Raw genomic sequence first — 13,278 nt, 5'->3', positions numbered from 1 at the left:
CCGAGACCACTACACACCACAGAGGACCCACCATGCGTGAAGCAGTCATCGTCTCCACGGCCCGAACCCCGATCGGCCGCGCCTACCGCGGCGCCTTTAACGACACCCAGGCCCAGGAGCTCATCGGCCATGCCGTGCGGCACGCCGTCGACCGCGCCGGCGTCGACGACGCGCGCGTCGAGGACGTCGTGATCGGCGCGGCCCTGCAGCAGGGTTCGACCGCGATGAACATCGGTAGGCAGGCCGCGATGCGTGCCGGGCTGCCGGTATCCGTCGCCGGTATGTCCGTCGACCGGCAGTGCGCCAGCGGCCTCATGGCCATAGCGACCGCGTCGAAGCAGGTAGTCATGGACGGAATGGACATCGTCGTCGGAGGAGGCGTCGACTCGATCTCACTCGTGCAGAACGAGCACATGAACGACTACCGCGCGCAGGACCCGTGGCTCGCCGAACATGTGCCCGCGCTGTACATGTCGATGCTCGAAACGGCGGAGGTCGTCGCGAAGCGCTACGGCGTCAGCCGGGAAGTCCAGGACGAGTACGCGCTGCAGTCCCAGCAACGGACCGCATCGGCCCAGGCGGCCGGGGCCTTCGACGACGAGATCGTCCCGTTGCCGTCGACGATGCTCACGAAGGACCGCACGACCGGTGAGGTCGGGTCACAGCAGGTGACACTCGCCAAGGACGAGGGCAACCGCCCGGGAACGGCCATCGAGGACCTGCGCAAGCTCGATCCGGTCCTCGCCAGGAAAGGCTCGGAGGGAATGTCGATCACCGCGGGTAACGCATCGCAGCTCTCCGACGGAGCCTCCGCCGCGGTCGTCATGGAAGCCGCCGAGGCCTCACGTCTGGGACTGAGCCCGCTCGGTGCCCTGCGCGGGATCGCTGTGGCCGGATGCGAGCCCGACGAGATGGGCATCGGTCCGGTCTACGCGGTGCCGAAGCTGCTCGAGCAGCACGGCTTGACCGTCGACGATATCGACCTCTGGGAGCTGAACGAAGCCTTCGCCGTACAGGCCCTCTACTGCCGCGACACCCTCGGCATCGACCCGGAGAAATACAACGTCAACGGCGGAGCCATCTCCATCGGCCACCCCTACGGCATGAGCGGTGCCCGTATGGCCGGGCACATCCTGATCGAGGGCCGTCGCCGTGGCGCCAAGTACGGCATCGTGACGATGTGTGTCGGAGGCGGCATGGGTGCAGCCGGCTTGTTCGAGATCTTCTGAGACGTCCCACCCCACCGAGGAGTCTGAGTGCCTGAGTCCGTTTTCGTCGCCAACCGTGGAGAAGTGGCCCTGCGCATCGTGCGGGCCGCCCGCGAGCTCGGTCTCGACGTCGTCGTCGCCGTCACCCGCGCCGAGGTCGACTCCCTCGCCGCTCGGATCGCCACGGCGGTCCACGTCCTCCACGGTGAGGGCGCGGCGGCCTACCTCGAGCCCGACGCGCTCGTCGCCGGGGCGACGGAACACGAGTGCACCCTGCTGCACCCCGGCTACGGCTTCCTCAGCGAGAGTCCTGCACTCGCCCGGGCGTGTACTGACGCGGACGTGACCTTCGTCGGCCCGGACGCGTCGCTCCTCGAACTGTTCGGCGACAAGGGCCGCGCCCGGTCGGCGGCTCGGGAAGCAGGGGTGCCGGTTCTGCCCGCCACCGATGTCGGTGTCACACGTGAGCAGGCGAAGGCCTTCGCCCGCGAGCAGGAGCCCGCCGGCGTCATGATCAAGGCGGCGGCCGGAGGAGGCGGTCGTGGCATGCGCGCAGTCCCCTCCGGGGAGCAACTGGGTGAGGCCTGGGAACGGGCCCGGTCGGAAGCCGAGCGTGGTTTCGGCTCCGGGGCCCTCTTCGCCGAGCTCTACGTGGAGAGGGCGCGCCATATCGAGGTGCAGGTCATCGGGGACGGCGACAGGATCACCCATCTCGGCGAGCGGGACTGCACCGTGCAGAGGCGTTTCCAGAAAGTTGTGGAGGTCGCGCCCGCCCCGCACCTGCCCGAGGAGGTACGGGCCGATCTCCACGCGGCGGCCCTCCGGCTCCTGTCCGGCCGTGGCTACCGCGGTCTCGCGACGGTCGAGTTCATCGTCGACGCCGACGACCCGACCCGGTGGTGGTTCATCGAGGTCAACCCGCGCCTTCAGGTCGAGCACCCGGTGACCGAGCTCGTCACCGGTGTCGACCTCGTTCTCACCCAACTGCGTCTCGCGTCGGGCGGGACCCTGACCGATCTCGGTCTGGCATCGCCTCCCCGCGTCGTCGGTGCGGCCGTGGAACTGCGGGTGGCGGCCGAGCGCATGGGCAGCAACGGCGAGGTCCTCCCGGCGAACGGCGTCGTCTCCGCCCTCGCCCTGCCGGCCGGGCCGGGGGTGCGCGTCGACACCCACCTCGTCGAGGGCACGCGCGTGGACGGCTCCTTCGATTCCCTCGTCGCGAAGATCATCACCCACAGCCAGGAAGGGCAGGTCGGGGCCCTTTTCAAGGCGCGCTGGGCTCTCGATGAGTGCACGGTCGGGGGCCTGGACACCAACTTGGCCACGTTGCGCGAACTGCTCGCGCATGCCGACCTGCCCACGTGGTCGGTGACGACGACGTGGTTCGACTCCGCCGGCCTGACGCGGTCAGCGGGGCCGTCGGACCTGACGGACGGAGAGATTCTCGCCGAGATGAGCGGGACAGTGATCGCCGTGCTCGTCGAGGAGGGACAAGACGTCGTCGCGGGCACACCGCTCGTGATCATCGAAGCGATGAAGATGGAGCACCTCGTACCGGCGCCGGCTTCCGGGGAGGTGACGGCGGTCCAGGCCTCCGCAGGCGCGAGCGTAACCGCCGGCGACCTGATCGCGAGGCTCAGGCCGTCGGCGGACCAGTCCGCGGCCGGTGTCGCCGAGGACGGCCTCGACCTCGAGTCGGAGCGGCCCGACCTCACGCGGCTGCTCGAGCGACGTGCCCGGCTCATGGACGACGCCCGGCCCGGGGCTGTCGCCAAGCGCCACGCCCGCGGCCAGCGGACCGCTCGGGAGAACATCGCCGACCTCGTCGACGAGGGCAGTTTCGTCGAGTACGGCGGGTTCGCCGTGGCGGCCCAGCGTGCCCGCCGGACCGAGGAAGACCTCATCGCGAACACACCGGCCGACGGCATCATCACCGGGATCGGCCGGATCACGGCGGCCCCGGCGGAGGACACCCGCTGCGCAGTCCTCGCCTACGACTACACCGTCCTCGCAGGCACCCAGGGATACCTCAACCACAAGAAGACAGATCGCATGCTCGAACTGGCAGAGCAGCAGCGACTGCCCGTGATCCTCTTCGCCGAAGGTGGCGGTGGGCGTCCCGGCGATACCGACACGACCGTGGTCAGTGGCCTCGACGTGCCGACCTTCGCGACGATGGGGCGCCTCAGCGGGCAGGTGCCCACGATCGGCATCGCCGCCGGCCGCTGCTTCGCGGGCAACGCCGCCCTCCTCGGGTGTTGCGATGTCGTCATCGCCACCCGCGACTCGACCATAGGGATGGGCGGCCCGGCGATGATCGAAGGCGGTGGTCTCGGGCTCTACTCTCCGGACGAGGTCGGCCCCATCGACGTCCAGAGCGGCAACGGCGTCGTCGACGTCGTCGTGGCCGACGAGGCGGAGGCGGTCGCGGTGGCCCGACGCTACCTCGGGTACTTCCAGGGTGTGCAGCCGGAGTGGGCCGCGGCCGACCAGCGCACGCTGCGCCACGTCGTCCCCGAGAACAGGGTGCGGGCCTACGACATCCACGCCGCGATCGACGCCCTGGCCGACGAGGGGTCGGTGCTCGAGCTGAGGGCGGGCTTCGCCCCCGGTATCGTCACTGCCCTGGTGCGCATCGAGGGGAGGCCGATGGGTCTGGTCGCCAACAACCCGCGGCACCTCGGCGGGGCGATCGACACGCCGGCCGCCGACAAGCTCGCGCGCTTCCTGCAGCTCTGCGACGCTCACGGGCTGCCCGTCGTCTCCCTGTGCGACACCCCCGGCTTCATGGTCGGCCCCGATCACGAGCGCACTGCGACCGTGCGGCACTTCGCCCGGCTCTTCGTCATCGGAGCCCACCTTCGGGTGCCGATCGTCACCGTCGTCCTGCGCAAGGCCTACGGACTGGGAGCGCAGGCGATGGCCGCCGGCAGCTTCCACCGACCGGCCGCGACGCTCGCCTGGCCCACCGGCGAAGTCGGGGGGATGGGGCTCGAGGGGGCCGTGCGGCTCGGCTTCCGTCGCGAGCTCGAGGCCGTTGCCGACCCGACCGAGCGGCGTGAGCTCGAAGACCGACTCCTCGCCGACCTGTACGAACGCGGACGGGCCGTCAACGCGGCCGCCGTCGTCGAGCTCGACGACGTCATCGACCCGGCCGACACCCGACGGTGGATCCTCACCGCGATGGCGACCGCGACCCCGGTCGACGGACCGACCCGCTACATCGACACCTGGTGACGCGAAGGAGCGCAGGAATGGAATACACCCAGCACCTCGAGGACGTCCGACGCCGACAGGAGCGGGTCCGTCCTGCGGACACGCCGCGTGACGTCGTCCACCCCCTGGGCGACCTCACGGTGCCCGAGTACATCGACGCCTGGGCCCGGCAGCGCCCCGACCGGGCCGCCGTGGTCCACGACGACGTCGTCATCGACTACCGCGCGCTCGCCGACCGGCACGCACGGTGGGCCGGCTGGCTGCGGGCGAAGGGGGTGGCTCCCGGAGACCGCGTCGGCGTCCACCTGGGCAACGTTCCGGAGTTCGTCGTGGCCTTCCTCGGGACCCTGCGGGCGGGCTGCGTGCACGTCCCGGTCAACCCGATGTTCCAGCACGCCGAGCTCGTCCACGAGCTCGGCGACTCCGGCGCCCGGGTCGTCGTGACGAGCGCTGCGCTTGCCGAGCGGCTCTGCGGCGCGGCCGTCGAGACCGAGGTGCGCACTGTGGTGGTTCTCGGGGGAGAGGGGGACCCACTGCCCTCCGTCGACGGGGTCGAGGTGGTCCGATGGTCCGAGACGGTCGACGCGGAGCCGTTGTCCGAGCCCGCACGAGACCTCGACGCTCTCGCCGCGCTCAACTACACCGGCGGCACGACCGGGCTGCCCAAGGGATGCGAGCACACCCAACGGCACATGGTCTACACCGCGGTCAGCGGGGCGGGGGCCAACGGTCTCGTTGACGACGACATCGTGTCACTGTGTTTCATCCCGGTCTTCTGGATCGCGGGGGAGGATCTGGGCATCCTCATCCCGCTCGTGCTGGGGGGCACGACGGTCCTGCTCGAACGGTGGGACGCGGCCGCGGTCGTCGACCTCGTCGAACGGCACCGGGTGACCATGACGGCGGCGACCGTCGAGAACTTCCTCGACATCCTGCGCGTGCCCGGGGTTGAGGAACGTGACCTGACCTCTTTCGTCGCGCCCATGGCGATGTCCTTCATCCAGAAACTGGCTCCCGAGATCCGTAGGCGATGGTCTGATGTCATCGGTGAAGGGTCGGTCTTGCGGGAGGGGTCCTACGGCATGACAGAGAGCCACACAGTCGACGTCGTGCCCTACGGCTTCCATCTGAACGACCACGACTTGCTGACAGAACCCGTCTTCTGCGGGTTGCCGGTTCCGGGGACCGATGTGATCGTCGTGGACCCGGTGACCGCCGACCCGATGCCCTTCGGTGAGGCGGGGGAGATCCTCCTCCGGAGCCCTTCGATCATGAACGGCTACTGGCGTAATCCGGAAGCCAGCGCCGCGCAGCTGCGCGATGGCTGGCTTCACACAGGTGACACCGGTTATCTCGACGACGACGGTTGCCTGCATTACCTGGCGCGAAGCAAGGACCTGATCAAGGTCAGGGGCATGAGCGTATTCCCCGCCGAGGTGGAGATGATTCTCGCTGACCATCCCGACATCGGCTCGGTGGCGGTCGTCCCGGCCGAGGACTCGGTGACGGGACAGCGGCCGGTCGCCTTCGTCAGTGCCCGAGCCGGCGGATCGCTGTCCGCGGAAGCGGTGGAGGAGTGGGCTCGCAGCCGGATGGCGAGTTACAAGGTGCCGCTCGTCGAAGTGGTCGAGTCCTTTCCGCTCACCGATACGGGCAAAATCCGCAAACTCACGCTGCTGACCCGTGCGCAGGAGCTCGCCGACACTCTGGACTGAGGGTTTCCCGCGTCGCGAATTCTCATGCCCATTCGAGGGCGAGGCGCCCACGCATGCCTTGGGAGTACGAGGGCAGACAGTCCTGCCCCATCCTGATCAGAGCTGGTCAGGATGGTTCCGCCGTGTCCCCGGCACGTCCCGGGCAGCCGTATGGGGGAGCTGGTCCGGGCGCCGGGTGAAATCGAAGCATGTGACCCTTGACACAACCTGAATCTGAGTTCAATATTGGGACTTGAATCAGAGTTCGAGTACAGGAGTCGGGATGACAGCACCAACAGCGGAGTCAGACGTTGTGCACGCGAGGGCGACCAGGAAAGTTTTCCTGCGACTGGTGCCCCTGCTCATGGCGGCCTACTTCATGGCCTTCGTCGACCGGACCAACGTCGGTCTGGCCAAGAACGCGCTGGAAATCGACGCAGGGATCAACGCAGCTGCGTACGGGCTCGGTGCGGGCCTGTTCTTCATCACGTACGCGTTCCTCGAGGTGCCGAGCAACCTGATCCTGCACAGGATCGGGGCCAAGGTGTGGATCAGCCGCATCGCTGTCACCTGGGGCCTCATCACCATCGCGATGATGTTCATTTCGAGCCCCATGACCTTCTACATCCTGCGTCTACTGTTGGGCGCGGCCGAGGCTGGTCTCTACCCCGGAATCATGTACCTCATCACCACCTGGTTCGCGCAGAAGGATCGCGCCACGGCTGTAGGCCTCATTCTCACGGCCTCATCCGTCGCGTTCATCGTCGCCAACCCCATCGGTGGTGCACTCATGAAAATGGACGGCATCGCGGGTCTGCACGGCTGGCAGTGGCTCTTCATACTCGAAGGCATCCCGACTGTGATCCTCGGCGTCATCCTGTACATCACGCTGCCCAATTCGCCGGAGAAGGCACCATGGCTCGAACCGGAGGAGGCGCGCGAACTGACTCGCCGCGCCGTCGGGAACGAGGTCGAGGAGTCGAACCCGGGCGCAATCGTCCGTACTGCGATGTCCAAGCCGTTCCTGCTGGCCATCGCGGGCATCTACTTCATCAACCAGATTGCGACCTACGGCGTCATTTTCTTCGTCCCCTCGATCGTCGAGGCGATGAATGTGACCGACAGCTTCATGATCGGACTCATCTCGGGCGTCGTCGGCATCGGTGCCGTCATCGGCGTGGTGTTCATCCCCCGTGTACTCAAGCGCAATCCCGGCACGGAGGTGCGGCTCATCGGCATCACGACCGCGGCCGCGATCGTCCTGGCGTTGCTGTTCATCTTGGTCGGGAATCCGGTGACCAAGATGCTCATCCTCAGCGCGGCCATGCTCTTCATCGTGGGGGTTCAGCCTCTCTACTGGTCCGTCCTCATGGCTCGCCTGGGGGGAGTCGCCGCCGCTGCCGGACTGGCTTTCGTCAACACCATCGGACTCACCGGTGCCTTCGTGGGGCCGTACGCCTTCGGTCTTGCGGAGACGGCAACCGGCTCACCGTCCTCCGGACTGTGGGTAGTCGTGGGCACGACCTTCCTCGGACTGTTGCTTGTCCCCCTGCTGAGGAAGCTGCTCGAGCGCCACGACAGTGAGAACCCGACGCAGAAAGTGGTCGAGCACAAGAAGGAAGAGCCCGTGGTCATTCCCGGAAACGCGCTCTGACCCGGTCTGATCTCGCGCCGATCAGGCTCGGTGAAGTGAATCGCCTGCCAGAGTCCGACATCGCCAGTCGGGGCCTGCTGGCAGGCGGTTCGTCCGCGTTCTCGTAGGCGAACCCTGACACCCCACTTGCCCGGCGATGGGGCAACAGTCCTGGGCCGCGGGTGCGATCTTCGTGGAAACCCAGGCTCGACCAGCGCCTGTATCCGCATTCAAGTACCGCTTCGTAACACCTGACATCCCGAAGGAGAAAGCTATGGCGACCGTCCCGACAGTGACAGGGGATATCGACTCCGCCGATCTCGGCCGAGTGCTGGCCCACGAACACATCTTCGTGCTGGGGGAGGAGTACCGGGAGAACTACCAAGACGACTGGGACGAAGATGCCAAGGTCGCCGAGGCGGTAGCAGAACTCGGACAATTGCCCGACCTGGGAATCGACACGATCCTCGACCCGACCGTACTGGGACTGGGTCGCTACCTACCTCGAGTGCAGCGGGTAGCCGAACAGGTCGACGTCAACATCGTCGTCGCCACCGGCTTGTACACGTACAACGAGATCCCCTTCCAGTTCCACTACACGGGTCCCGGTCTCCTTTTCGACGTCCCTGAGCCGCTGACGCAGCTCTTCCTCAAAGACCTGCGCGACGGCATCGCCGACACGGGCGTGCGTGCCGGCTTCCTCAAGTGCGCCATCGAAGAGCAGGGTCTGACCCCGGGCGTCGAGCGGGCGATGCGGGCAGTCGGTGCCGCCAGCGCCGAAAGTGGTGCTCCGATCACGGTGCACACCAACCCACACACCGGCTCGGGCCTTGTGGCCCAGAGCGTGCTCGCCGAAGAGGGCGCCGACCTGTCGAAGGTCGTGATCGGCCACAGTGGGGACACCACCGACGTCGACTACCTCTGCAAGGTCGCTGACGCGGGCTCCTACCTAGGTATGGATCGGTTTGGCCTGGACGTACTCCTACCCTTCGAGGATCGGGTGGCCACGGTGTTGGAGATGCTGCGCCGCGGCTACGCCGAGCGGATGGTGCTCGCACATGATGCGGCGTGCTTCATCGACTGGTTCGACCCCGAAGCCAAGCGCCAGGTGGTCCCGCATTGGAACTACCGGCACATCAGTGAGGACGTCATCCCCGCGCTCCTCGAGGGCGGTGCGTCACAGGACGACATAGACACGATGCTCATCAAGAATCCGCGCGCGTACTTCGAAGGGTGATCCATTCCGCTACTGCGGTGACGCCGAGTGACTGGCGCATACGTCCAGCCCCGCCCCGCCCCGACTCAGGCGGGGCGGGGCTGGAATCTGGTAGCAGTCAGTGCACGAAGACCGGGGGGCGCTTCTCGACGAAGGCGCGGGCCGCCTCGACGTGGTCGTCGGTCAGGCCGCACTCCTTGTGCCGCGGGACCTCGCCGGCCATCGACTCCGACAGCGTCTGGTGCGGGGCCTCGCGCAGGTTGCTCTTGATGTGCGCCAGGGTCAGCGCCGGACCGTGGGCCAGGCGGGTCGCGAGCTCGGTGGTCGCCTGTGCGAGCTCCTCCTCGGGGACGAGCCGCGTGAGCAGGCCCATGTCGAGACAGGCCTGCCCGTCGAGGCGCGGGTTCAGGAGCATCAGCTCACGCGCGCGCGCAGGACCGACGAGCCGGTCGAGCAGCCACGCGACACCGAAGTCGCCGGACAGGGCGACCGCGGCGAAAGCCGTCGCGGCGACGGTTCGCGGGGTTCCGATGCGCAGATCGGTCGCGAGTGCCAGGCCGAGGCCGGCCCCGGCGGCCGCGCCGGGCAGGGCTGCGATCGTCGGCTTGGTGAAGGCGTGCAGGCGCCCGACGGTGAGCTCCTGGTGGTGCAGCTGCGCGGCGACCGCCGTGGGGTCGACCTCGCTCGCGCCGCCCCCTTCTCCGCCGTTCTCGTCGAACTGCTGGACGTCGCCGCCAGCGCAGAAGGAGCGCCCCGCGCCGGTGAGCACGAGGACGCGCACGGCGGGATCCTCGTCGGCCCTGGCGAGCAACTCGCCGAGCCGTTCGATCATCGGCACGGACATGGCGTTGCGCCGGTCGGGCCGGTTGAGTGTGATCGTCGCGATGCCGTCGGTCAGCTCGTACAGGACGTGATCGGTAGTGGTCATGGGTTCTCCTGGGGTCGTGGTCGGGTTGACGGGAGTGGACGGGTAAAGGCGAGGGCGGCCGTCAGCGGGAGGACGGCCAGGACGAGCAGGGCGCGGGGAAAGCTGATGGCCTCACCGAGGCCACCGACCGCGGCGGCGCCGAGGCTGCCGCCCAGCAGGAAGATCAGAGTGAGCAGGCCGAGCGCCCCACCGCGGTGGTGCACGGAAACCGAGTCGGCCACGAGCGCGGTCATCGCCGGCTGGCCCAGGCCGAAGGCGAGCATGAGTACGAGCGTGGCGGCGATGAGGGCGAGGGCGTCGACCCGGTCGGCCCCGAACGCGGCCAGGACGATGGCCAGGGTGGTGCCGATCGCGGAGAGTAGCTGACTGCGCGCCGCGCCGAACCTGATGAGCGCCGGCCCGGTGATGCGCGGAGCGATGAGGCCTAGCGCAGCGCAGGGCAGCAGTAGCATCCCCACCGCAGTGCCCGACCAACCGTGGGCGATGAGCACCGTCGGCACGGTGACGAGCATGCCGAACCACGCCGCCGGAAGGCTCGCCGCGGTGAGCAGGCTCCGGCGGGCGGCCCGGTTGTGGACCAGGGCGGCGGGGACGACGCCGTGCGGCCGCCTGCGCGAGCGCAGGACGGCGGTGGGCGCGCAGGCGAGGAGAAGCACCCCGCCGGCGACCGCGACGACCGGGCCGAGGGTCGCTGCCTGCAGGGACAGCACGGCGCCGATGGCCGCCCCGCCGACGAGTGCCGCCCCGACGGGGTCGAGGGTCGCGCCCTGCTGCCGCTGCGTCGGCAGGTCGCGCCACACGAGCGGTACGACGAGCAGGGTGAGCAGCGGGATGGCGACGACAGGTCGCCAGCCGAAGGGGTCGACGAGCAGGGCGCCGACGACCGGTCCGAGGACGTTGATCGTCGCGCCGACTCCCGAGTACGTAGCCATGGCCCGGGCTCGCGAGTCACCGGCGAAGAGCGCCTGGATCGCGGCAATGGTGAGCGCCGGGACGGCGGCTGCACCCAGGCCCTGCAGGGTCCGGGTGGCGACGAGGGCGGGAAGGGAGTCGACGAGCGACCCCGCGCAGGCCGCGGTCACCATGACCGACAGCCCGATGATGAGGGGCAGCCGGATGCCGAAGAGGTCGCCGAGCCGCCCGAAGATCGCGCTGCCGACGGCGAGAGCGAGCGAGTAGCAGCTGACGACGAGCGCGGCACGCCCCGTCGTCAGGCCGAGGTCCGCGGAGATCGCCGGCAGGGCGACAGCGACCGCGGCGCTGCCGAGGCCGGTCACGCCGAAGAGCACGGCGAGGGCGCCGGCGAGCGCCCCGCGGTGTGGCGTCGACGGCAGGCTGGCGCTGGGGATGGTGGCTCCTCGGGTAGCGGCGATCCGGGACTTGAACATGAATCTGAATTCAAGTATACCTGTTGTCACCACGAAGTACCGAAGGAGCCACGCCATGACGTCCACGTCACCGGAGTCGACCCCGTCCGACGCGCGCCCCGTCCAGGCACTGCTCATCGACTTCGGGGGAGTGCTCACCGTCCCGATCAGCACCGCCTTCCGCGCGCTTGCCGCCGACGTTGGGCTCGAACCGGACCGGGCGCTCGGCGTGCTCGCCACCCACGAGGGGGCCCGCCGCGCACTCGTCGAGCACGAGGTGGGCCGGCTCGACGACGAGGGCTTCGAGGATGCCTTCGCCGCGGCGCTCGTCGAGGCGGGCGGCCGGGTCGAGGCGCGGGGCCTGCTCGCCCGTCTGGCCGCCCACCTCGAACTCGACCTGCCGATGATCGACCTGGTGCGCCGGGTCCGCGCCGCGGGCACGCCGGTGGCGCTCGTCTCCAACTCCCTCGGGCGGGACTGCTACGCCCGGGTCGACCTCGAGGAACTCTTCGACGTCAGCGTGGTCTCCGGCCAGGTCGGCGTGCGCAAGCCCTCCCGCGAGATCTACCGCATCGCCTGCGACCGGCTCGGCGTCGACCCGGACGAGTGCGTCCTCGTCGACGACCTCGAGCACAACCTCGCCGGCTCCGCCCGCCTCGGCATCCGCGGCATCCACCACCGGACCGCCGAGGACACGATCCCCCGGGTCCACGAGGCCCTCTCCCTCCCGGCACCGTCCGGTGTCACCACCTGACCTGCACACCTCCAGACAAGGACGACCACGATGTTCGAGCTCAGCCAACGCGGACAGGACTACCGCGACCGTCTCCTCACCTTCATGGAAGAGCACGTCTACCCCGCGGAGAGCGTCTACCGCGAGCAGATGCGCGCCTCCGGTGATGCCAACCACCAGCCGCAGGTGCTCGAGGACCTCAAGGCCGAGGCGCGCAGCCAGGGCCTGTGGAACCTCTTCCACCCGCACCCCGAGTGGGGGCCGGGCCTGACCAACCTCGAGTACGCGCACCTCGCCGAGATCACCGGCCGCAGCCTCGAGATCGCACCCGAGGCCATCAACTGCAACGCCCCGGACACCGGCAACATGGAGGTGCTCACCCTCTTCGGCACCGAGGAGCACAAAGAGAAGTACCTGCGGCCGCTTCTCGCGGGCGAGATGGCCTCCGCGTTCGCCATGACCGAGCCCGCCGTCGCGAGCTCCGACGCGACCAACATCGAGACCCGCATGGAGCGCGATGGTGACGAGTACGTCATCAACGGGCGCAAGTGGTGGACGTCGAACGCCTTGCACAAGAACTGCAAGGTCATGATCGTCATGGGCAAAACCGATCCAGACGCCCCCATTCACCGGCAGCAGTCGATGATGGTGGTCCCCCTCGACACCCCGGGGGTGAAGATCGAACGCGGTCTCCCGGTCTTCGGGTACATGGATCGGGAAGGTCATGCGGAGGTGACGTTCACCGATGTGCGCGTGCCCCGCTCCGCTCTTCTCGCCGGCGAGGGGGATGGCTTCATGATCTCCCAGGCACGACTCGGCCCGGGTCGTATCCATCACTGCATGCGCGCGATCGGTGTGGCCGAGCGTGCTCTCGACCTGATGATCGACCGAGCACAGTCGCGGGTGACGTTCGGCGAGCCGGTGGCGAACCGGGCCAACATCATGGATTGGGTCGCCGAATCGCGCATCGAGATCGAAATGGCCCGCCTGCTCACCCTGAAGGCGGCACACATGATGGACACCGTCGGCAACAAGGTGGCGCGCACGGAGATCGCGGCAATCAAGGTCGCGGCCCCCGCGGTCGCGCTCAAGGTGATCGACCGCGCCATCCAGGTCCACGGCGGCGGTGGCGTGAGTGACGACTTCCCGCTCGCCCTCTGGTACGCCCACATGCGCACCCTTCGCCTCGCGGACGGCCCGGACGAGGTGCACAAGATGACCATCGCGCGTCGCGAGTACCGTCGGCGCGATCCCGAGTGGGGGCGGAAGAAGTGATCGAGGGC

9 protein-coding genes are annotated in these 13,278 nt (G+C 68.6%); 7 read left to right on the top strand and 2 right to left on the bottom strand.

What is annotated here, in order from left to right:
- Positions 1-32 precede the first annotated feature (32 nt).
- The 5 genes from VZF99_RS15715 to VZF99_RS15695 all read left to right on the top strand — a co-directional run bounded on the left by VZF99_RS15715 (position 33) and on the right by VZF99_RS15695 (position 8,988).
- Positions 33-1,229, top strand: a complete 1,197-nt coding sequence (locus VZF99_RS15715; protein WP_120285574.1) for an acetyl-CoA C-acyltransferase — start codon at positions 33-35, stop codon at positions 1,227-1,229.
- Positions 1,230-1,256: 27 nt separating this feature from the next.
- Positions 1,257-4,445 carry a carboxyl transferase domain-containing protein gene (locus VZF99_RS15710; RefSeq protein WP_407335301.1) on the top strand — a complete coding sequence of 1,063 codons (3,189 nt, stop codon included), beginning with the start codon at positions 1,257-1,259 and terminating at the stop codon, positions 4,443-4,445.
- 17 nt (positions 4,446-4,462) lie between these two features.
- Complete coding sequence (locus tag VZF99_RS15705) at positions 4,463-6,139, top strand: AMP-binding protein (protein WP_120285572.1); 1,677 nt, start codon at positions 4,463-4,465, stop codon at positions 6,137-6,139.
- Between the two features lie 331 nt (positions 6,140-6,470).
- On the top strand, positions 6,471-7,772 hold the full coding sequence (locus VZF99_RS15700; protein WP_244200829.1) for an MFS transporter: 1,302 nt from the start codon (positions 6,471-6,473) through the stop codon (positions 7,770-7,772).
- Positions 7,773-8,025: 253 nt separating this feature from the next.
- Entirely contained in the window at positions 8,026-8,988 is a 963-nt protein-coding gene (locus tag VZF99_RS15695) for a phosphotriesterase (protein WP_120285571.1), read from the top strand.
- A gap of 97 nt (positions 8,989-9,085) precedes the next feature.
- Here the strand turns inward: VZF99_RS15695 and VZF99_RS15690 are convergent, their stop codons facing one another.
- Together VZF99_RS15690 and VZF99_RS15685 are read right to left on the bottom strand one after the other, a co-directional pair.
- On the bottom strand, positions 9,086-9,895 hold the full coding sequence (locus VZF99_RS15690; RefSeq protein WP_120285570.1) for an enoyl-CoA hydratase-related protein: 810 nt from the start codon (positions 9,893-9,895) through the stop codon (positions 9,086-9,088).
- Positions 9,892-11,283, bottom strand: a complete 1,392-nt coding sequence (locus tag VZF99_RS15685) for an MFS transporter (protein WP_120285569.1) — start codon at positions 11,281-11,283, stop codon at positions 9,892-9,894. The genes VZF99_RS15690 and VZF99_RS15685 overlap by 4 nt, the downstream gene beginning before the upstream one ends.
- 55 nt (positions 11,284-11,338) lie before the next feature.
- Here VZF99_RS15685 and VZF99_RS15680 point away from each other — a divergent pair, with 55 nt between their 5' ends.
- Both VZF99_RS15680 and VZF99_RS15675 read left to right on the top strand, forming a co-directional pair.
- Complete coding sequence (locus VZF99_RS15680) at positions 11,339-12,016, top strand: HAD-IA family hydrolase (protein WP_120285568.1); 678 nt, start codon at positions 11,339-11,341, stop codon at positions 12,014-12,016.
- Between the two features lie 30 nt (positions 12,017-12,046).
- Positions 12,047-13,270, top strand: coding sequence for an acyl-CoA dehydrogenase family protein (locus VZF99_RS15675; protein WP_120285567.1), 1,224 nt, complete (start codon positions 12,047-12,049; stop codon positions 13,268-13,270).
- Positions 13,271-13,278: the final 8 nt, after the last annotated feature.

It is taken from the genome of Dietzia kunjamensis (genome assembly GCF_045689975.1).
In the GTDB taxonomy this organism is placed as follows: Bacteria; Actinomycetota; Actinomycetes; order Mycobacteriales; family Mycobacteriaceae; genus Dietzia; species Dietzia kunjamensis.
The sequence above is the reverse complement of the archived record's forward strand: the minus strand, read 5'-3'. Positions and strand labels throughout refer to the sequence as shown.